The sequence below is a fragment of the Gordonia rhizosphera NBRC 16068 genome, from assembly GCF_000298195.1.
Taxonomy (GTDB): Bacteria; Actinomycetota; Actinomycetes; order Mycobacteriales; family Mycobacteriaceae; genus Gordonia; species Gordonia rhizosphera.
Genome location: NZ_BAHC01000209.1, coordinates 1 through 20,563 on the forward strand (window position 1 = coordinate 1; position 20,563 = coordinate 20,563).

The 20,563-nt window shown below is 67.2% G+C and carries 19 protein-coding genes and 1 pseudogene; 12 read left to right on the top strand and 8 right to left on the bottom strand.

Annotated features, from left to right (window positions below; translation table 11 throughout):
• Together GORHZ_RS25185 and tnpB are read left to right on the top strand one after the other, a co-directional pair.
• The coding region (locus tag GORHZ_RS25185) for a recombinase family protein (protein WP_006338132.1) at positions 1–281 on the top strand (281 nt) is incomplete at its 5' end.
• A complete protein-coding gene (gene tnpB, locus GORHZ_RS25190; RefSeq protein ID WP_006338133.1) occupies positions 281–1,708 on the top strand; it encodes an IS607 family element RNA-guided endonuclease TnpB in 1,428 nt (475 codons plus the stop codon). The genes GORHZ_RS25185 and tnpB, both read left to right, overlap by 1 nt.
• Positions 1,709–1,980: 272 nt before the next feature.
• Here tnpB and GORHZ_RS25195 read toward each other — a convergent pair whose 3' ends face one another.
• From GORHZ_RS25195 to GORHZ_RS25205, 3 genes are all read right to left on the bottom strand, one after another.
• Positions 1,981–3,021: an oxygenase MpaB family protein gene (locus GORHZ_RS25195; RefSeq protein ID WP_006338134.1), complete on the bottom strand. Its 1,041-nt coding sequence runs from the start codon at positions 3,019–3,021 to the stop codon at positions 1,981–1,983.
• A gap of 95 nt (positions 3,022–3,116) precedes the next feature.
• Entirely contained in the window at positions 3,117–3,989 is an 873-nt protein-coding gene (locus tag GORHZ_RS25200; protein ID WP_006338135.1) for a 5-oxoprolinase subunit C family protein, read from the bottom strand.
• Positions 3,986–4,663, bottom strand: a complete 678-nt coding sequence (locus GORHZ_RS25205) for a 5-oxoprolinase subunit B family protein (protein WP_006338136.1) — start codon at positions 4,661–4,663, stop codon at positions 3,986–3,988. Before GORHZ_RS25205 ends, GORHZ_RS25200 begins: the two co-directional genes overlap by 4 nt.
• Positions 4,664–4,760: 97 nt before the next feature.
• Between GORHZ_RS25205 and GORHZ_RS25210 the strand changes: the two genes are divergently transcribed.
• The 4 genes and pseudogenes from GORHZ_RS25210 to GORHZ_RS25225 all read left to right on the top strand — a co-directional run.
• Entirely contained in the window at positions 4,761–5,705 is a 945-nt protein-coding gene (locus GORHZ_RS25210; protein ID WP_006338137.1) for a carbohydrate kinase family protein, read from the top strand.
• 69 nt (positions 5,706–5,774) lie between these two features.
• Positions 5,775–7,097 carry a citrate synthase gene (locus GORHZ_RS25215; RefSeq protein ID WP_006338138.1) on the top strand — a complete coding sequence of 441 codons (1,323 nt, stop codon included), beginning with the start codon at positions 5,775–5,777 and terminating at the stop codon, positions 7,095–7,097.
• A gap of 48 nt (positions 7,098–7,145) precedes the next feature.
• A complete protein-coding gene (locus tag GORHZ_RS25220) occupies positions 7,146–7,514 on the top strand; it encodes an FKBP-type peptidyl-prolyl cis-trans isomerase (protein WP_006338139.1) in 369 nt (122 codons plus the stop codon).
• Between the two features lie 24 nt (positions 7,515–7,538).
• A pseudogene (locus GORHZ_RS25225) lies at positions 7,539–8,816 on the top strand (cryptochrome/photolyase family protein); the annotation flags it as partial.
• A 21-nt stretch (positions 8,817–8,837) separates the two neighbouring features.
• Here the strand turns inward: GORHZ_RS25225 and GORHZ_RS25230 are convergent.
• From GORHZ_RS25230 to GORHZ_RS25240, 3 genes are all read right to left on the bottom strand, one after another.
• Positions 8,838–10,037, bottom strand: coding sequence for an ABC transporter permease (locus GORHZ_RS25230; RefSeq protein WP_006338142.1), 1,200 nt, complete (start codon positions 10,035–10,037; stop codon positions 8,838–8,840).
• Positions 10,034–10,873: an ABC transporter ATP-binding protein gene (locus tag GORHZ_RS25235; RefSeq protein ID WP_083877437.1), complete on the bottom strand. Its 840-nt coding sequence runs from the start codon at positions 10,871–10,873 to the stop codon at positions 10,034–10,036. The genes GORHZ_RS25230 and GORHZ_RS25235 overlap by 4 nt, the downstream gene beginning before the upstream one ends.
• A 110-nt stretch (positions 10,874–10,983) precedes the next feature.
• Positions 10,984–12,111, bottom strand: a complete 1,128-nt coding sequence (locus GORHZ_RS25240; protein ID WP_040533458.1) for an FAD-dependent oxidoreductase — start codon at positions 12,109–12,111, stop codon at positions 10,984–10,986.
• 18 nt (positions 12,112–12,129) lie between these two features.
• Here GORHZ_RS25240 and GORHZ_RS25245 point away from each other — a divergent pair, with 18 nt between their 5' ends.
• Entirely contained in the window at positions 12,130–12,861 is a 732-nt protein-coding gene (locus tag GORHZ_RS25245) for an enoyl-CoA hydratase (RefSeq protein WP_040533443.1), read from the top strand.
• Between the two features lie 163 nt (positions 12,862–13,024).
• Positions 13,025–14,773 (top strand): purine-cytosine permease family protein, encoded by a 1,749-nt coding sequence (locus tag GORHZ_RS25250; protein WP_006338147.1) that lies wholly within the window; start codon positions 13,025–13,027, stop codon positions 14,771–14,773.
• 132 nt (positions 14,774–14,905) lie between these two features.
• Here GORHZ_RS25250 and GORHZ_RS25255 read toward each other — a convergent pair whose 3' ends face one another.
• Positions 14,906–15,520 (bottom strand): TetR/AcrR family transcriptional regulator, encoded by a 615-nt coding sequence (locus GORHZ_RS25255; protein WP_040533445.1) that lies wholly within the window; start codon positions 15,518–15,520, stop codon positions 14,906–14,908.
• A 96-nt stretch (positions 15,521–15,616) separates the two neighbouring features.
• Here GORHZ_RS25255 and GORHZ_RS25260 point away from each other — a divergent pair, with 96 nt between their 5' ends.
• The 3 genes from GORHZ_RS25260 to GORHZ_RS25270 are packed head-to-tail and all read left to right on the top strand — an operon-like array spanning position 15,617 to position 19,541.
• Entirely contained in the window at positions 15,617–16,801 is a 1,185-nt protein-coding gene (locus GORHZ_RS25260; protein ID WP_040533447.1) for an MBL fold metallo-hydrolase, read from the top strand.
• Positions 16,780–19,302 (top strand): HAD-IC family P-type ATPase, encoded by a 2,523-nt coding sequence (locus GORHZ_RS25265; RefSeq protein WP_006338152.1) that lies wholly within the window; start codon positions 16,780–16,782, stop codon positions 19,300–19,302. Before GORHZ_RS25260 ends, GORHZ_RS25265 begins: the two co-directional genes overlap by 22 nt.
• A 26-nt stretch (positions 19,303–19,328) precedes the next feature.
• The gene (locus GORHZ_RS25270) at positions 19,329–19,541 is read left to right on the top strand and encodes an antitoxin (protein ID WP_006338153.1); all 213 of its coding nucleotides are present in this window, start codon (positions 19,329–19,331) and stop codon (positions 19,539–19,541) included.
• Here GORHZ_RS25270 and GORHZ_RS25275 read toward each other — a convergent pair.
• Positions 19,468–20,121, bottom strand: a complete 654-nt coding sequence (locus GORHZ_RS25275; protein WP_006338154.1) for a DNA-3-methyladenine glycosylase — start codon at positions 20,119–20,121, stop codon at positions 19,468–19,470. The two genes, GORHZ_RS25270 and GORHZ_RS25275, sit on opposite strands and share 74 nt — an antisense overlap.
• Between GORHZ_RS25275 and GORHZ_RS25280 the strand changes: the two genes are divergently transcribed.
• Positions 20,120–20,557, top strand: a complete 438-nt coding sequence (locus GORHZ_RS25280) for a type II toxin-antitoxin system Rv0910 family toxin (protein ID WP_006338155.1) — start codon at positions 20,120–20,122, stop codon at positions 20,555–20,557. The genes GORHZ_RS25275 and GORHZ_RS25280 overlap by 2 nt on opposite strands.
• Positions 20,558–20,563: the final 6 nt, after the last annotated feature.

A 20,563-nucleotide genomic window follows, 5' to 3' on the forward strand; every position in this document is an offset into this window, starting at 1 on the left:
GGATTCGTCGGGTGTTGTCGGACCCGTCTGCCAGTGTGGTGGTTGTGGAGCATCGTGATCGGTTGGCCCGTTGTGGTGTCGAGCTTGTGGAGGCGGCCCTGTCGGCGCAGGGGCGGCGGATCGTGGTGACCGACGAGGGCGAGACCGAGGACGATCTGGTGCGGGACAGGATCGAGGTCCTGACCTCGATGTGTGCCCGCCGCTACGGGCGCCGCGGTGCGCGCAACCGCGCGTTGCGGGCGGTCACCGCCACCAGGCACTCCGATACCGGGGTGCGGTGATGGCCGAGAAGTTCACGGTTCCCGACGGGTGGGTGGTGCAGGCCTACCAGTACGCCCTGGACCCGACGCCGGCGCAGAGCCCGGTGTTGGAGTCACACGCGGGCGGGGCGAGGTTCGCGTACAACACGATGCTGGCCGCGGTGACAGCCAATCTGTCCCAACGCGACGCCGAACGCTCCTACGGGATCGCCACCGAGGATCTCACGCCGCGGATGTCGTGGTCGTTCCAGTCGCTGCGTAACGACTTCAACCACCGCAAACACCAGGTGGCGGTGCGTGAGGACGGGACGCCGTGGTGGGGTGAGAACTCCAAGGAGGTGTATGCGAACGCCTGTCAGAACCTCGCGGCAGGGTTGAAGAATTGGGACGACTCCCGCACAGGCAGGCGTCAAGGTCCTCGGGTCGGGTTTCCGTCGTTCAAGTCCAAGCGCTCGACCAAGAAGTTCGCGTTCACCACCGGCACGATCAGAGTCGAGGCCGACCGTCATCACGTGACTCTGCCTCGGGTGGGGACGGTGCGGGTGCACGAGTCGACCCGCAAACTCGCCCGACGACTCGAACACGCCACCGCGCGGGTACTCAAGGCGACCGTGCGGTTCGCACGCGGCCGCTGGCTGGTGAGCTTCACCTGCGTCGTGCAACGCGCGCCGCAACGCCCCGCCCACGTCAAGCGGGTCGCGTCGGTGGTCGGTGTCGATGTCGGCGTGAACGACCTGGTGGTCGCGGCCACCCCGGAAGGCCGAGAGGTTCTGCGGGTGCGCGCTTCGCGAGAGTTCGCGCACGCCTCGGCGAAGTTGCGGGCGCTGGCGCGTAAGGCGGCCCGCCAGCACGGTCGGTGGGACACGGCGACCAAGACCCGGCGCGAACCATCGGCCGGATGGCTACGCACGCAGCAGGCCATCGCGAAACAACATGTGCGGGTGGGCAATCTGCGTCGCGACCGACTGCACAAGCTGACCACCGAGTTGGCGCAGTCGTTCGAGGTGATCGGTACCGAGACCCTTGCGGTGAAGAACATGATGGCCGCGGGCGGTACCGGCAAGAAAGGGCTGAACCGTTCCATAGCCGATGCCGGACTGGGTGAATTGTCCCGCCAGCTCGACTACAAAACCCGCTGGTACAAGTCGGTGCGTGTGCAGGCTGACCGGTGGTACCCGAGTTCGAAGACGTGTTCTGGCTGCGGCTGCGTGAAAACCAAACTGAGCCTGGCAGAACGCCTCTACGTCTGCGACAACAACGACTGCGGGTTGCAGATCGATCGTGATCTCAACGCCGCGATCAACCTCGCGCGCATGGCGCGGGCGGAGCACAGTGCGTGCTTCGATACTGGTGGAGCCGACCGTAAGACGACCGCCCCGGCGGCGCCGGTGGCTGCGAAACCTGAATCCAGCAATGGAAGCGCCTCACCGCAAGGCGAGGCTGCCTAATGGAACAGAGCACGCTCACGCTTGCTCACCAGGAGGCAACGGATCGGGCAGCAGTAGGCGCTCGGGTCTTTTCGTCGGGCGATAGGGTGATCTCGATACGGCTCCTCGGCTGGCGCCTCGGGGCCTACTCGATCAGCGGGAATGGGCCTGGGTGGGGTGATCTCGATACGGCTCCTCGGCTGGCGCCTCGGGGCCTTCTCGATCAGCGGGGGAGGCTCCTCGGCTGGCGCCTCGGGGCCTGCTCGATCATCGGGGGAGGAGTGTCTCGGTGCCTATTCGGAGCTGACGGCGCCGGGGTAGGTGGCTCGACGTGCGGCGTGGACGGGGCAGTAGTGCATCGGGTTGTCGCGCTCGGCTTCCGGGGGAAGATTGCGCTTGGGCGTCTGGACCAACGGTGCGTCCATGGCGACGCGGCCGTCCACGCGGTCCCAGGCGTCGCGGGGACGTGGGTGGCGCAGGTAGCGTTTCGGTGTCAGGCGGTGCATCACCAGGTTGACACCTCGGCCCAACAGGCGGAATCGTCGTTCATCCCGTTCGCTCCAGGGCAGCCCCAGTATCTCGCGGACGGGTTCGTCGTAGAAGCCGGTGGTCAACCAGGTGAAGAAGCGCTGGTTGGTCGGTGCCATGAAGCGGAACCAGATCGGCTTCGGGATGAACCGCAGGAACGGCGGGGGTGGGAGCTGCTCGATGTCGAGCACCGCCCGTACCGCGAGATGGTCTCGAAGGACGTTGCGGCACATGTGGTCCCAGTACTCGAGGAAGTCCTCGTAGGTGTCGGGGACCGGGCGCATCGAGACCCCGTACATCGCGTACCAGGTCTTGGACTCCTCGAACAGCTGCCGTTTCTGGTCCTCGGTGAGCCAGGGTCCGAAACGTTCGCAGAGCCGGACGTTGCCGTACCAGAACGTGGCGTGCGCCCAGTAGAAGACATCGGGGTCCAGCGCGTGGTACCGCGACCCATCCTCCATGCGGCCCTTGATGTTCCGGTGGTAGTCGCGGACCTCGTGGCCGGTGGTGGTGCCCGTGGAGATGGTGTCGAACACGACCCCGCTGATGGGGTAGAGCGAACGCATCAAGCGCTGCCAGCGCTCACCGAAGAAGTCGGAGTGCTCCCACACGGCCGCACCGAGTTTCGGATGCATGTTCTGCATCGAACCGGCCCACAGGCCCTGGAACATCCCCGTCCATGTGCCCCAGATCTGCCAGGTCAGCGAGTCGGGTCCGAGGGGTGGGTAATCGTCGGATCGGGGTGTCGTGTGGTCGTTCGGTGCGGTGGTCGCCACCTCGTCTGGGTTCTCCAGAACCTCGGTCATGAGACGAAATACTAGATTCGTCTCACTCGAGGTGTCAACGGGCGTTGTCAGTAATCGAGGTCGGCGGGGAATCCGGGTCGCGCGGGTGGGTCCGGTCAGCGAAGTCGGAACCGCACCGGCCGGCCTGCGACGAGTTGGGCGGCGTGGTCGATGGCTCGCGGCGTGAGCACCGCGACGACTGGATAGCCGCCGGTGACGGGGTGGTCGGCGAGGAAGATCACCGGGCGCCCGCTCGGCGGGATCTGCACCGCCCCGTGCGGAATGCCCTCCGACGCCAACTCCTCGACGTCGGAGCGGTGGACGACGAGCGCATCGTCGGCCTCGGACGGGCGGTCCAGCCGAACCCCGACGCGGTTGCTCTGCGGGCTCACCACCCACACCCCGCGGATAAGGTCCTCGGGAATCTCCAGGTGTCCGTGACGCGGACCGGTGGCGGCGTAGAGCACGACGACGCTCTGTTCGGCGGTGTCCACCGGCGCGGTGGTGACCACCGGCCACGGCGCGCCGAGCCGGCCCACCGGCAGGTCGGTGCCGACGCGCAAAGGCTCGGGGCCGAGGCCGGAGAGGGTGTCGGTCGACCGGGAACCCAGCACCGGTGCGATGTCGATACCGCCGCGGACCGCGACGTAGTTGCGGCACCCCGACGTCGGCACGTCGAGGGACAGCTCGTCCCCGCTGCGCAGGGTGAGCGCGGCATGGGCGCCGACCGGTCGGTCGTCGACACGCACCTCTGCCGACGCGCCCGTCACCGCGATCAGCAGTGTGCCGTGGGCGCGAATCCGCAAGCGGCCCAACGTGGTCTCGATGACCGCGGCGGATTCGGGGTTCCCCACGAGCCGGTTGGCCAGCCGCAACGACGACCGGTCCGCGCCGCCGGAGTGCGGCACCCCGAGGTGCGCGTATCCGGGACGCCCCAGATCCTGGACGGTGGCGAGCGGACCGGGCTCGATGATGGTGATCGACCTCATGACGGATCCGGCCCGGGATCGGCGGGGATGAAACGCACGAGCCGACCGGGCTCGAGAAGCGCAGGGGGATCGGACCGTTCGTCCCATACGGTCGTCACGGTGTGTCCCAACAGGTGCCACCCGCCGGGGCTCTCCCGCGGATAGACGGCGCTGTAACCGGCCGCGATCGCCACCGCGCCGACCGGGACCCGGGTGCGCGACTCCGCGCGGCGACCGATCTCCCGGAACATGTGGTCGGGGTCATCGTGCGGGACGAGATAGCCGAAACCCGGTGCGAAACCCATGAACTGCACCCGCCACACGGTCTCCTGATGGATGCCGACGACATGGTCCTCGTCGACGCCCAGCAGCGCGGCGACATCCGCCAGATCCGGGCCGTCGTAGACGACCGGGATGCTGACCACGTCGGCGCTGTCGTCGGCGGGCGCGTCCTCGAGCGCGAGCCGCCCCGCGCGCAACGCGCGATGGATACCGAGGATGTCGATTCCGCGGCCGTGTTCGGCCTGCACGAGCAGTGTGTGCGCGCTCGCGATCACGTCGGTCACGTGGGGAAGCGCGCCCGCCTCGACGGCGCGCCACACCGCGGCGGCGGCCTCGGAGACCGCGGCAGCGGGGGCCGAATCCGTTGCGAAGTCGAGCAGTACCGCGTCGGCTCCGGCGGGCAACTCTCGCATAACCCGAACTTACTCGTGCACCTGTAACGGGTGGCGGTGCCGAATCACGCAATACCGGCGAACCGCGGTGGCAGGATGATCGCCGGAGGAGGTGGCGATGCGCGAGATCGTGGTGTGCGGCGAGGCGCTTGTGGACGTGGTGCAGGCATCGTCGACGACGGTGACCGCGGGCCGCCTGCCGCCGCTACAGCCGGCCCTCGGCGGCGGCCCGTTCAACGTCGCGGTGACGCTTGGGCGCCTCGGCGGCGCGGTGTCGATGTGTACTGCGGTGTCCACCGACACCTACGGGGACGCGATCATCGCTGCGCTGCAGGCGAGCGGCGTGGGGACCACGCTGGTCCAGCGTCGCCCGGAGCCGACATCGCTGGCCTTGGCGCTGATCGGCGCCGACGGCGCGGCGCACTACTCGTTCTACATCGAGGGCACCGCTGACCGGCTCGTCGGCGACCCCGGGCCATTCGCGCCGACCGTGTCGGCGGTGTGTTTCGGCACGCTGTCACTGGTGCTGGAACCCGGCGCGACGGTCTACGAGTCGGTGCTGCGACGATGCCATGACGAGGGCCGGCTGGTGGCCCTGGACCCCAACATCCGCCCGTCGGTCATCGCCGACCACGACGCTTATCGTCGTCGTTTCGCGTCCTGGATGGACGCCGTCGACATCGTCAAACTCTCCGACGAGGACGCTGAGTGGCTCAGTATCGGGCCGGACGGCAGCACGGTCGCCGACTGGCTGGCAGCGGGAGTCACCGCGGTCATCAGAACCGCGGGCCCCGACGGCATCACCGTCGACACCGCAGACTTCTCGAGTGTGGTGCCGGCGGTCACGACGCCGGTTGTCGACACCATCGGGGCCGGCGACAGCGTGCTGGGCGGTGTGCTCCGTCACCTCGACCGGATCGGGGCGTTGGCGCCGGCGGCGGTCGCCCGGCTGTCGCGGGAACAGTGGACGGCAACCGTCGAATTCGCAGGTCAGGTCGCTGCGATCACGGTGTCGCGGCCGGGGGCGGACCCTCCGTGGGCGAGCGAGCTGATAAGCGACTAGGTTGTTTACTGACAGGATCCTTACCTGGGTCCAAATGTGAACAACTCCGACCTGAGTAAAGGGGTTCGTGTGTCTGCTGAAACAGTCCCAGCTGACCAAACATCCGATACTGCCTCAGCGACATTCAACTACCCCGGTGGTCAGCTGGAGCTCCCGATCCTGAAGGCCACCGAAGGCTCCGATTCCGTCGGTCTGGGCAAGTTCCTGGCCGAAACGGGACTGACCACCTTCGACGGCGGGTTCGTCAACACGGCATCGACCAAGTCCGCCATCACCTACATCGACGGTGACGCCGGCATCCTGCGCTACCGGGGCATCCCGATCGAGCAGCTCGCGGAGAAGTCGACCTTCATCGAGGTCAGCTACCTGCTGATCTACGGCGAGCTGCCGACTCCGACCCAGCTCGACGAATTCACCGACAAGGTCCGTCGGCACACGCTGCTGCACGAGGATCTGAAGCGGTTCTTCGACGGCTTCCCGCGCAACGCGCACCCGATGCCGGTGCTGTCCAGTGCGGTCAACGCGCTCTCGGCGTACTACCAGGACTCGCTCGACCCCAAGGACGACGAGCAGGTGGAACTGTCGACCATCCGTCTGCTGGCCAAGCTGCCGACGATCGCGGCCTACGCCTACAAGAAGTCGGTCGGACAGCCGTTCCTCTACCCCGACAATTCGCTCACGCTGGTCGAGAACTTCCTGCGGATGACCTTCGGGTTCCCGGCCGAGCCCTACGAGGTCAACCCCGAGGTCGCCAAGGCCCTCGACATGCTGTTCATCCTGCATGCCGACCACGAGCAGAACTGCTCCACCTCGACGGTGCGTCTCGTCGGGTCGTCACAGGCGAACCTGTTCACCTCGATCTCCGGCGGCATCAACGCACTCTGGGGGCCGCTGCACGGTGGCGCCAACCAGGCGGTGCTCGAGATGCTCGACGACATCAAGAACTCCGGCGGCGACACCAAGGCCTTCATGAACAAGGTCAAGAACAAAGAAGACGGTGTGAAGCTGATGGGCTTCGGTCACCGCGTCTACAAGAACTACGATCCGCGTGCCGCGATCGTCAAGAAGACCGCCGACACCATCCTGGAATCGCTTGGCGTGCAGGACGATCTACTCGACATCGCGAAGGGCCTCGAGGAGGTCGCCCTCAGCGACGACTACTTCGTCTCCCGCCGCCTGTACCCGAACGTCGACTTCTACACCGGCGTGATCTACCGGGCGATGGGCTTCCCGACGCGCATGTTCACCGTGCTGTTCGCCCTCGGACGACTGCCCGGTTGGATCGCGCACTGGCGCGAGATGCACGAGGACCCGACCACCAAGATCGGCCGCCCGCGTCAGCTGTACACCGGCTACACCGAACGCGACTACGTCGACCTCAGCAAGCGCTGACGCCCGATCGTAGTCTGACATCGACCGACGACTCAAAGGAGAGTCCCGTTGACCAGTGCCGACAAGCCCGAAGTCGAGTTTCCCGAAGGTCCAGCTCCCACCGAACTGGAGATCAAGGACCTCATCGTCGGCGACGGTGACCAGGCGCAGCGCGGTGGGATGGTCGACGTGCACTACGTCGGCGTCGAATACGACACCGGCGAGGAGTTCGACTCCTCGTGGGATCGTGGGCAGTCGGCCAACTTCCCGCTCAACCGGCTCATTCCCGGCTGGCAGGAAGGCATCCCCGGCATGAAGGTGGGCGGGCGCCGTCAGCTGACCGTGCCGCCGCAGCTGGCCTACGGACCGGCCGGTGCCGGACATCGGCTGTCGGGCAAGACCCTGGTGTTCGTCATCGACCTGCTGGGTGTGGGGTAGCAGACGGCACCCGCGCTTGTCTGGCTCCGGCGTGACCTGCGCCTGAGCGATCTCCCGCTGCTGTCCCGGGCGCAGGCCGATGCCGACGGCGTGCTGGTGTGTTTTGTTGCGGATCCGCGGCTCGAGAGGTCGTCGGGCCCACGACGATTGAGCTTTCTGTACGAGTCGCTGCGTGAGCTCGACGAAAAACTCGCCGGTCGGTTGCTGGTGGTGCGTGGCCGCCCCGAATCCGAGATCCCGCGGCTGGCGAACGCCGCCGACGCCGTCTCCGTGCACGTGAGTGCGGATTTCTCGCCGTTCGGCCGACTCCGCGACGCAGAGGTCGCCGCCGCGCTCGGCGACATCCCGTTGCGCGCCACCGGTTCTCCGTATCTCGTGTCGCCGGGACGCATCACCAAGGGCGACGGCGAACCCTACCGGGTGTTCACCCCCTTTTTCCGGCGGTGGCGTGAGCACGGATGGCGTGCCCCGGCCTCGTCGACGCTGTCGACCGCAGATCTCGTCGACCCCACCGACCTACGACGATCCGGTCGGATCCGGGTGCCGGCCGCCCGCGCCAAGGTCCCGATCCGCGCCGGCGAGGACGCGGCCCGGCAGCGCTGGGCCGAGTTCGTCGGCGACGGCCTCGACAAGTACGCCACCGATCGTGATCGGCCCGATCGCGATGGCAGCAGCCGGATGTCGGCCTATCTGAAGTTCGGCAACATCCACCCCCGGACGATGGCCGCCGACCTGGACGGATCACCCGGTGCCCAGGCCTACCTCCGCGAACTCGCCTTCCGCGACTTCTACGCCCACGTGCTGCACCACTGGCCGGACAGCCTGTGGCACAACTGGAATCGGCAGTTCGACGACATCGAGCTCGACACCGATGACGCGGCCCGGAGGCGTTTCGAGGCGTGGAAGACCGGTCGCACCGGCTTCCCGATCGTCGACGCGGGGATGCGGCAACTCGCCGAGACCGGCTTCATGCACAACCGCGTCCGGATGATCACCGCGTCGTTCCTGGTCAAGGACCTCCACCTGCCGTGGTGGTGGGGAGCGCGGTGGTTCCTCGACCAGCTTGTCGACGGTGACGTGGCGTCCAATCAGCATGGCTGGCAGTGGGCTGCGGGCACCGGAACCGATGCGGCGCCGTACTTCCGGGTGTTCAACCCGACCGCGCAGGCCGAGAAATTCGACCCCGACGGCAGCTACGTGCGGCGCTGGGTGCCCGAGATCGACACGGACGCCTACCCGGCGCCGATCATCGATCACAAGACCGAGCGCGAAGAGGCGCTGCGCCGGTATCGGGCGCTGTAGCGCTGCACCGGGGTCGGCCGCTCAGCGCACCAACCGCAACGCTTCTGACCATCTCATCCGCGTGCCGGTCCGCAGGATGGAGCGCTGGTAGATGCGGGCGGCAAGCCAGGTCGCGCCCGCACACGCCGCGACCATCAACGCGAACGTTCCGATCACCTGCATCGCGTAGGTGTCGCCGGTGGCGATCCGGATCGGCATCAGCGAGGCACTGAACGGCGGAATCCACGTGAGTACTTCGACGAACCGGGAGTCCAGTGCCTGGACACCGAAGATCCCCGCGTACATCACTGCCGCCGCCAAGATGCTGAGCGGTGCCGAGCTGGCGCCGAGTTCCTCCTGACGCGACACGAGCGCCCCGGTCGCCGCGTACAGCGTCGCGAAGAACAGGAAGCCGAGGAGGAACCAGGCGATGACCGCGGCGAACATGCCGACAGCGGCCCCGGGAATGGTCAGCAACCCGGTGACCTTGCCGGCGATGATCGCGGTCGCACCGAGTAACAACACCTGTGCCAGCGCGATGGCGCCGATGCCGATGATCTTGCCCCACAACAGATGCAGCGGTTTGATAGTCGACAACAACAGCTCCACCACCCGCGAGGTCTTCTCCTCGACGACACCGACCGACACCATCGAACCACCCATGATGATCGCCGTGACCAGCACGACGGTGCCGACCACGGCGATGACGATGCGTTGTGTCTCATCGGGTTTGACAGGTGTGGTGCTTTCTACGGTGATCTGCGCGTGCGGCAGCGTCGCTGGATCGACCCCCTGTGCGACCAGTGCCCGCGACACCGCCACCTGCTCGACCGATGAACGCAGCACGCCCTCGAGGGTCGGGTCGAGTCCGTTCTTGGCGATCGCGACATAGCTGTCCGCTGACGTACCGGGAACCAGCGCCGCCGCCAGGTCACCGTTGGCGATCTGTGCGCGGGCGTCGTCGGCCGACGCGATGGTCACGACCGTCACCGAGGTGCCGGTCGCGGCGCCGACCGTCTCGATGGTCTGCGAGAGCGTGGCGTCGGCTCCGACCACACCGACACGGGTGACACTGCTGCCGCCGGTCAGCGCCGCCAACACGATCGCGCCGACAATGATGACCACCATCAACAGTCCGGTGCTGATCAGAAACGATCTGGTTTTCGCGCGGGTGACGACCTCCCGTTCGGCCACCAGCCAGATCGCCCGCGCCGCGGTCGCCTCGGGGGCGGGGGAGTTCATGTCGTCACGACCTCTCGGAACAGCTCGGTCAGCGAGGGTGCCGACGTCGCGAATCGGTGCACCGGCCCGACCCGCAGCGCGGCGGCCAGAATGGCCTGGTCGTCGGCGATGGCGGGATCGATGAGCAACTCCGTGGCGGCGGTTTCGGCGTGGTGGTCAACGGCCAGCACACCGGTGAGTCCCTCAGCCCACCGGGTGTCCGCGGGCGGGCCGACGACCTCCAGCGTCACACCGTTGCGGGAGCGCAATTCGTCGACACCTCCGAGCGCGCGCATCTGCCCGCGCACGACGATCCCGACGCGATCGCACAGACTCTCCACGAGCGCGAGCTGATGCGAGGAGAAGATCACTGGGATGCCCTCGACCGCCTTCTCTCTCAGAACTTCGCTCATGACGTCGACGGCGACGGGGTCGAGGCCGGCGAAGGGCTCGTCGAGGACCAGCACCGTGGGGTCGTGGATGAGCGCCGCGGCGAGCTGCACCCGTTGCTGGTTGCCGAGGCTCAGGTCCTCCACGTTCGATGAGATGCGTTCCTCTACCCCGAGCCGTGCTGTCCAGCGGTGCATGCTGTCGTGCGCTGCCTGCGGGCTCATCCCGTGTAAGCGGGCCAGGAACACCAACTGTTCGCCGACCTTCATCCGCGGGTACAGGCCGCGCTCCTCGGGCATGTACCCGATCCGCCGGCGGGTCTGCAAGTCGATCCGATGGTCGCCGAGACTCACCCGGCCGGCATCGGCAGCCAGAACACCGAGGATGATGCGCATCGTCGTCGATTTGCCGGCGCCGTTGCTGCCCACGAAACCGAAGATCTCACCCGGTTCGACCTGAAAGCTCATGTCCTGTAGGGCGACCACATCGCCGTAGCGCTTGTGGAGACCGTCGATGATCAACGGGGCGCTCGTCGCGGCACTCACTTCTCCGAGTGTTGGGAAATCCGCCAATGCTGTCAAGCGCTACCCTTCAAGAGCTCCGCGACGTTCCGGGCGGCCTCGCGGCCGGCACGGTTGGCGCCGATCGTGGACGCAGATGGCCCGTAGCCGATGAGCTGCACCCGCTCATCGGCGGCGACGGTCGTCGCGAGCCGTCCGGTCATGGTGATCCCGCCGCCCGGGCCGCGTAGCCGCAGCGGCGCGAGATGATCGATGGCGCTGCGGAATCCGGTGTTCCAGAAGATGACGTCGACATCGAGCGTCGTGGTGCCGGGTCCGTCGAGACCGCAGTCCCAGCACACACCGTTCTCGGTGATTCGGGTGAACATCGGTCGCCACTCGAGGATGCCGTCGTCCATTGCGGCCGCGATCGTCGGGGTGAGCGCCAGACCCGTCACCGACACCACCGACGTCGGCGGCAGCCCGGCCCGGACACGGTCCTCCACCCGTGCGACCGCCGCCCGTCCCTTCTCGGGGTCGAACGGCTGCGGGTCGAACACCGGTCGGGTACGGGAGCACCAGAACGTCTGCACATCCTTTGCGCGTCTGGCGATCTCGATGAGCAGCTGCACTGCCGAGATGCCCGCACCCACCACCAGCACCCGTTGACCGGCGAATTCGCCGGGGCCGAGGTAGTCGCGGGTGTGCAGCTGCCGGCCCCGGAAGTCGGCGATGCCGGGGACGTGAGGGACGAACGGCCGCTCCCAGGTGCCGGTCGCATTGATGATCGTGCGGGTCGTCACGGTCGTACCGTCGCCGAGTCGCGCCGCGAACCCGTCGCCGGCGTAGGAGACCGCGGTGACATCGACCGGGCGGTGCACCCGCAGGCCGAAGCGCTTCTCGTACTTGCCGAAGTACTCGGGCACCGCACTCGCGGCAGCGACCACTCCGGAGTCGTGGCCGAGCGCCTCGACCAGTCCGTACTCGGGCAGGTCGTGGACGTGGTTGGTGCCGTCGAGGGTCAGCGTGGGCCACCGGAACTGCCAGGCGCCGCCGGGACCGGGCGCGTGATCGAGTAGTTGATAGCGGTCACCGAGGGAGAATCGCTGCAGGAAGTAGGCCGCCGACAACCCGGCCTGGCCGCCGCCGATCACCAGGACGTCACAGTCGGACCGAGGGGCATCCACGACTGCACAGTCTCCCATCTCGGTAGGCTTCGCCACATGATCCACTCAACTACAGACGGCGCCGTGGTCACGATCGAACTCGACCGGGCCGACAAACGCAACGCCCTCGACGAGCAGATGCTCTCCGGTTTGGCGGATGCGTTCGCCGCGGTGGTGGACTCCGGGGCGCGGGCCGTCGTGTTGACGGGTCGCGGTTCGGTCTTCTGTGCGGGCGCCGACCTGTCCGGGCCGGTCTATGACCCCGGCTTCCTCGAGGCGCTCGTCGCGACGATGCGGCAGATCGAGGAGACCCCCGTGCCGGTGATCGCCGCGCTCAACGGGTCCGCGCTCGGCGGCGGTTTGCAGCTGGCCATGGCGGCCGACCTGCGGGTCATGGCGCCGGATGCCATCGCGTCCATACCTGCTGCGAAACTCGGTGTGGCCGTGGACGAGTGGACGATCCGGCGGCTGGTCTCGCTGGTCGGCTCCGGGCAGGCGCGCGGCATGCTGATCGGATGCGATCCGCTGACCGCCGATCGTGCCCACGCGCTCGGATTCGCCAACCGCATCGGCGATCTCGCCGACGCGCAACACTGGGCGGCCACCATCGCCGACCTCGCGCCGCTGACGCTGCAGCACTACAAGATGGTGCTCAACGGCGACGGGGCCCGTGACGAACCCGCAGCGGCACACGTCGAGGCCATGATGCGGGCCTGGGAGAGTGACGACCTGGCCGAGGGGCGTGCGGCCCGGGAGGAGAAGCGCGCACCGCGATTTGCCGGTTCGTGACGGCGGTTCGATTCCACCGGCCCGCCGGTTGTGGGCGAAATGACCGATTATTGTTGGGATGCAGACGATTCGGCCTTAACGCGGGGAACATCAACATCACACACCCCCGAAACGTAGCACTCTTAGCCTTCTCGCCGGACAGTGACTATTCTCGGGAGGCTTGATGACCGACGACAGTGGACATCACCATCACAATCTCCACGACCTAGAGCAGGTCGCGGAGGGTGTCGGTGAGATCGAGAACGCCGAACACAGCATCATCGCGACCGGTGCGCAGGCCGCGATGGCGCGGGAGACACTCGAGGACTACACACTCCGGTTTGCTCCACGCAGTTACCGCAAGTGGGGTCCCGGCGTCGTCGCCATCTCGGCCCTCGGCGGCATCGCCTACCTCGCCGATTTCGCGATCGGTGCCAACATCGGCATCGCCAACGGCACCGGCAACGCGCTGATCGGTATCGGCTTCTTCGCGATCGTGATCGTCTTGACGGGCTATCCGCTGGCGTACTACGCGGCGCGCTACAACATCGACCTCGACCTCATCACGCGCGGAAGCGGATTCGGCTATTACGGCTCGGTGCTGACCAACGTGATCTTTGCGTCATTCACGTTCATCTTCTTCGCCCTCGAGGGCTCGATCATGGCGCAGGGCCTCGAACTCGGATTGCACATACCGCTGTGGCTGGGCTATCTGACCTCGTCGGTGCTGATCATCCCGTTGGTCATCTACGGCATGAACACGCTGGCGAAACTGCAGGTGTGGACCACGCCGTTGTGGCTGGTCATGATGGTGCTGCCGTTTGCCTACCTGGTGATCAGTCACCCGTCGGCGATCGGTGACTTCTTCGCGTTCAGCGGCGTCGACACCGCGACCGGTGAACCGTTGAACCAGGGGGTGAGTTTCGCCGGAAGCATGCTCGCCGCGGGCGTGTGCCTGTCGTTGATCGCGCAGATCGCCGAGCAGATCGACTACTTGCGATTCATGCCGCCGCGGACCCCGGAGAACTCACGGAAGTGGTGGGTCGCGACGCTCACCGCCGGTCCGGGGTGGGTCTTCTTCGGTGCGGTCAAGCAGATTGTCGGTCTGTTCCTGGCGGTCTACCTCATCGGCATCTCCATCGACAACGCGGGGATCGCCAACCAGCCTGTGCATCAGTTCGTGGAGATCTACCAGGACTTCCTGCCGCACTGGCTGGCGCTGACGCTCGCGGTGATCCTGGTGGTGATCAGCCAGATCAAGATCAACGTCACCAACGCCTACTCCGGGTCACTGGCGTGGACCAACAGCTTCACGCGTGTCACCAAGACCTATCCGGGCCGCCTGGTGTTCCTGGTGTTCAACGTCGCCATCGCCATCGTGCTGATGGAGGCCGACATGTTCAGCTTCCTCAACAACCTGCTGAACTTCTACGCCAACTGCGGTATCGCCTGGATCGTCGCCGTCGCCTCCGACATCGCGATCAACAAGTACCTGCTGGGGATCTCGCCGAAGGAGCCGGAGTTCCGGCGCGGCATGCTCTACAGCATCAACCCGGTCGGCTTCGTCTCGGTCATCGTGGCCGCCGGCGCGTCGATCCTGGTGTACTTCCATGTCTTCGGCGACACGATCCAGCCGTACTCGCCGCTCGTGGCGCTGGTGCTGGCCCTCGTCCTGCCGCCGATCCTCGCGGTCGCGACCAAGGGCAAGTACTACCTGCGCCGCACCGACGACGGCATCGACCTCCCGATGTACGACGATCACGGCAACCCGACCGACACGCGTCTGACCTGTTGCGTCACCGGCATCGATTTCGAGCGCCCGGACATGATCGCCTCGGCGGTGCCCGGCCCGAACGGGGAGAAGCAGTACATCTCCTCGCTCGCGTTGTCGTGCGACAAGACCGGCGAACACGTACTGCCCGAGCAGAAGTAGTCATTCATTCAGACCGATTGCGGTGGATCGGGCCGACGTGCTCAGAGTGCGCGGCCCGATCCACCGTTGCGTTCTGTAATCAGTTGCGCAACAAACCAGATCGTGGCCACACGTGATCCCGGGTGATGGCGGTCAGTCCTCGACGACGTAGCTCATGAGCGCATTCACCACGGCCTCGATGATCTTGGCGACGACCATATCGTCGGCGGTGCTCAGATAGGTCAGCGTGATCGTGTTGGTGGCGGCGATGATGACCGGGCTGAGCTCGGAGACGGGTTCGGACCAGCGCACACCGGCTCGGTCGGCGGCGATCTCCATCCCTCGGGCGGCGACCTCGTAGAGGCGCTCGAACATTCGCTTACCGACTTCCTGGAGTTCGGCGTGGTTGTGGGCGTAGATGCCGAGGGAGAGGGTCGCCTGCATCCGTCCGGGGTCGGTCTTGAGGAGGGCGTAGAAGGCCTCGAAGTTGTCTTGGGTGGTCTTGCGCATCGCTTCGAGGCCGGCGCCGTGGTCACCGGAGACCATCGGCAGGATCGCGTCGAGCATCTGGTGGGTGCCCGACGGCACCGCGGTGTCCATGACGGCACACAGCAGGGCGGTGCGACTGTCGAAGGCGTAGTGGAAACTCGCCAGTGGCATTTTGGCGTGCGCGCAGATGCGCCGGGTGGTCGCGCCCTCGACACCGTGATCGGCGATCACGCGGTAGGCGGCTTCGATGAGCGCGGCGCGGCGCTGGTCGACGGACATTCGTGGCAACGAGGGTCACCCCCTTGTGTGAGCTTCACATGCGTGTAAACGTGCTTGCCGAAGCCTATCAGCGACCCCGGGAGCTAGGCTGGCAGCGTGACCTCGACGATCGGTAGGAATGGTGTCGAGCTGGCCCAGCGTGCGGCGTCCTCGTTGTCGTCGCGGGGAATTGCAGCCTCGCACGCGGTGACCACGCAGCTGGCCCGGGTCGGTATGCCGTCGGCTCGTGCGCTCGGCGCGGCGGTAGAGGATATCCGGCGGCGGACCGCCGGGTCGTTGCACCTGCGCGACGGCTTCTTCCACAACCACGACGAGCCGTCGGCCCCCGCGGTCGACGCCGACATGCGCGTGGTCCTCGACATGGCCCGCAATCCCGGACATCCGCGGCGGCCCGTCCCGGTGTGGACGCCCCGATTCGACGAGGCGCCAGGCGATCTGCGGGTGACCTGGCTCGGGCATGCCTCGGCGCTGGTCGAGCTCGACGGTGTGCGGATCCTGACCGATCCGGTGTTCGGCCGGCGCTGTTCCCCGTCGCAGCTGGTGGGCCCGGCCCGGATGCACCGCTCACCGGTCGCCGTCGCCGACCTCCCGCCGCTCGACGTGGTGCTCATCAGCCATGACCACTACGACCACCTCGACATGGGCACCGTCCTCGCGCTGGCGGCCGCGCAGCCGCAGGTACGGTTCGTCGCACCCGTCGGCGTCGGCGCGCACCTGCACACCTGGGGCGTCGGGCTCGACCGCATCGTCGAGGCCGACTGGTGGAATGCCGTCACGGTGACCTGCGGTACGACCGAGATCACCTTCACCTGCACTCCGGCCCGGCACTTCTCCGGGCGGTGGTTGACCCGCAACCTCACCCAGTGGGCGAGCTGGTCGGTCGCCGGGCCGACTCACAGATTCTTCTTCTCCGGGGACACCGGTTTCTCGGAACATTTCGAGGAGGTCGGTGCGCGCCTCGGTCCGTTCGATCTGACCCTCATCGCCGTCGGCGCCTACGACCCGCTGTGGCCCGACGTGCACGTCGATCCGGAGGAAGCGGTGACCATTCACCGGATGCTGAGCCGTGAGCATCTGCGCGACGCCGTGATGGTCCCGATCCACTGGGGCACCTTCAATCTTGCGCGGCACACCTGGGGTGACCCGATCCAGCGGCTGCTGCCCAATGCTGCGACCAACGGGGCCACCGTGCTGGTACCGCCGCCCGGAGGCACGATCGACCTCGGAAACCGGACGGGCACAGGTGTCGCCCACCCGTCGTGGTGGGAGCCATCGGCGTGACCCAGGTGTCCGCAACGACGGGACACAACCCGGGTCTGACCGCATCCGAGGTCGCGCAACGCATCGCCGCCGGCCAGGTCAACACACTGCCCGCGCGGTCCGGGCGCACGGTCGGCGACATCGTCCGCGCCAACGTGTTCACCCGCATCAACGCGATGCTCGGCGTGCTGTTCGCGATCGTCGCGTTCACCGGCGACCTGCGCAACGGACTCTTCGGTCTGATCATCATCGCCAACAGCGGGATCGGGATCATCCAGGAGGTCCGGGCCAAACGAACCCTCGAACGGCTCGCCATCATCGGGCAGACCATGCCGATGGTCCGTCGCGACGGCGAGGTGGTCGAGCTGCCGCCCGGCGAGGTGGTCCTCGACGACATCATCGAGATCGGCGCCGGCGACCAGGTCGTCGTCGACGGAGAGACGGTGGAGGCCCTCGCGCTCGACGTCGACGAATCCCTGCTCACCGGGGAGGCCGACCCGGTCGACAAGACGCCCGGCGACAAGATCCTCTCCGGCAGCTTCGTCGTCGCCGGATCGGGGGCCTATCGGGCGACCAAGGTGGGTGCCGACGCCTACGCGGCGCAACTCGCGGCAGAGGCTTCCAAGTTCACCCTCGTCGCCTCTGAACTGCGCACCGGGATCAATCAGATCCTGCGCGTGATCACCTGGCTGCTCATCCCGGCCGGCATCCTGACCATCGTCAACCAGCTCTTCATCAGCAACAGCGGGCTGAAGGCGTCGCTGCTCGGCATGGTGGCTGCGCTGGTGCCGATGGTGCCGGAGGGGCTGGTGCTGATGACCTCCATCGCTTTCGCGGTCGGGGTGGTCCGGCTCGGCCAACGCAAATGCCTGGTCAACGAGCTACCGGCGATCGAGGGGCTCGCCCGGGTCAACGTGGTCTGCGCCGACAAGACCGGAACCCTCACCGAGAACGGCATGCGCCTGTCCGAACTGCGTCCGGTCGGTCCGGGCACGGTGGCCGATCCGGCGCAGGTGCTGGCGGCTCTCGCCGCCCACGACCCGCGACCCAACGCCAGCATGCAGGCCATGGCCGAGGCATACCCGCAACCGCCGGACTGGACGGTGAGCGCGGTCGCACCGTTCACGTCGGCGAAGAAGTGGAGCGGGATGTCGTTTCGCGACTCGACCGGCACCGACATGGGCAACTGGGTGATCGGCGCACCCGACGTGCTCCTCGACCCAGAGAGCGAGGCCGCCGCCCTGGCCGGGGAAATCGGCTCGACGGGACTGCGGATCCTGTTGCTGGCACGAACCGACGTCGTCGTCGACACCGAGCCGCCGAAGGGGTCGGTCACACCTGGGCTGGTCACGCCCGTCGTCCTGGTGGTACTCGAGCAGCGGGTTCGGCCCGACGCGCGCGCCACCCTCGACTACTTCGAGAGTCAGCGCGTCGACGTCAAGGTGATCTCCGGTGACAACGCGCGTTCGGTCGGTGCGGTCGCCGCGTCGCTGGGCCTCGGCTCACCGGACACCTCGGTGGACGCGCGATCATTGCCCACCGACCCAGCCGAACTGGCCGACGTCGTCGAGGGCGGGGTGACCTTCGGGCGGGTGCGGCCCGACCAGAAACGGGCGATGGTCAAGGCGCTGCAGTCGCGGGGCGACACGGTCGCGATGACCGGCGACGGTGTCAACGACGTGCTCGCCCTCAAGGACGCCGACATCGGCGTGGCGATGGGGTCGGGCAGTTCGGCCGCGCGGTCGGTCGCCCAGATCGTGTTGCTGGACAACAAGTTCGCGACGCTGCCCTATGTCGTCGGCGAGGGCCGCCGCGTCATCGGCAACATCGAACGCGTCTCCAACCTGTTCCTCACCAAGACCGTGTACGCGGTGCTGCTGGCGCTGATCGTCGGTCTGGGCGGCGTGTCCGGGAAACTGTTCGGATTCGGCACGCTCAGTTACCCCTTCCAGCCGATCCACGTGACGATCTCGGCCTGGTTCACCATCGGCATCCCCGCGTTCGTCCTGTCGCTGGCGCCGAACAACGAACGGGCCCGCCCCGGCTTCGTACGCCGCGTGCTGTGGGAGGCGGTGCCCAACGGTCTGATCGTCGGCATCGCCACCTTCGTCACCTACGTCATCGTCAATCCGGGTGGCTCGGGGGTGGCGTTCGGATCCCAGGATTCAGTCGACCTGTCCCCGGAACAGACCCAGGCCGCCACTGCGACGTTGATCACCCTGATCGCGGTCGCCCTCTACGTGCTGGCGGTGGTCGCGCGGCCCTACAACTGGTGGAAGATCGTGCTTCTGGTGGTGTCGGTGGCGGCCTACGTGGTGATCTTCACCTGGCCGTTCACCCAGGATCTGTTCAAGCTGGATTCGTCGAATCTGCAGATGATCTCGGTCGCGCTGACGTCTGCGGCGGTCGGCATCGTCGGGGTGGAGCTCATGTCGCGAATCGTGCCCAGATACGTGGCCGGCCGCGATGTCGAGCGGGCCGAGGACGGTCCACCCCGGACCCGGCCGCGCGCTGCCGACTGACGGTGCCAACCCCTACACTGGCCGCCATGAACCTCTCGAGTCTGGTGAACAAGGCCAAGGCCACGCTGAAAGCCAACCCGAGTCTGATCGACAAGGGGCACGACGCCGTGGACGGGGCGACCGGCGGCAAATACACCGGCCATGTCGGCACGGCGCGGGATGCGGTCAAGAAGGCCGTCGGCGCCGAGGAGCAGACGCCGGGCTCTGACGAACCGAAACAGGACCCGCCGCAGCACTAGCTTCACCAGCCCGGGCGTGGCGCCGGTAGGCCGACACCGTCGGGTCGTCGGTGATCCAGAATCGCCACGGCAGGTCGGCGGCCCGGCGCACCCCCACCCGAGGTCCGGCGGTGATGTGCGTCGGCGTCGCCCGAGAGGCCGGGTCCAGGCACACCGGCACACCGTCGTCGAGGGCGGTGCCGAGATCGTCCATGGTGATGCCCAACGCGCGGGTGAGGTTGCCGGGACCGCGTGCCAGCGACCGGTCGTCGGAGGCGGTGGGGCGTCGCTGGCGCGCCAGCGGCAGGCCCTCGATCACCTCGCCGGCCCGGATGAGCACGGCCGATCCCTGCTCGCGTGGACCGGTCACCACATTGGCGCAGAAATGCCCGTGGATCCGGTAGACGTAGAGCCGGTTGGGCGGGCCGTACATGATCTCCGAGCGCGGGGTCCGCGTGTAGGCGTGCGACGCCGGATCGTCGCGGCCGCCGTAGGCCTCGACCTCTGTGATCCGCAGACCGACGCCGTGCGCGATCAGAAGGGTGCCCAGCAGTGCGCGGGCGGCCTCGTCGACGCCGGGCGCGCTAGGCTCGGGGACCATGGCCAAGACAAGTGACTCCGTTGATGTGGACCTGTCTGTCGAAGATACCTGGGCGGCCGCGACGGACCTGATGCGTTTCAACGAGTGGTTGGTGCTGCACGACGGATGGCGCTCGGCTGTGCCGGCACCCCACGAGCTCTTCGAGGGGATGGCGCTGACGTCGATTGTGAACGTGAAGGGCACCCGGATCCGCTTTGACTGGCAGATCGAGAAGTACCGCGTGCACGAGGAGATCGCCCTCAAGGGCAAGGGCAAGGGCGGGGTCAAGGCCAAGCTGGATCTGGCCATCGTCCCGACCGCTGCCGGATCGACGGTGACGTTCACCGTCGACGTCGGTGGTCTACCCTTGATCGGGCCGGCCGGCAAGGCGGTCGCGATGGCAGTACACGGAGACCTGCGGGAATCGTTGACGACGTTTCGCCGGGTCTTCGGTTGATGGATA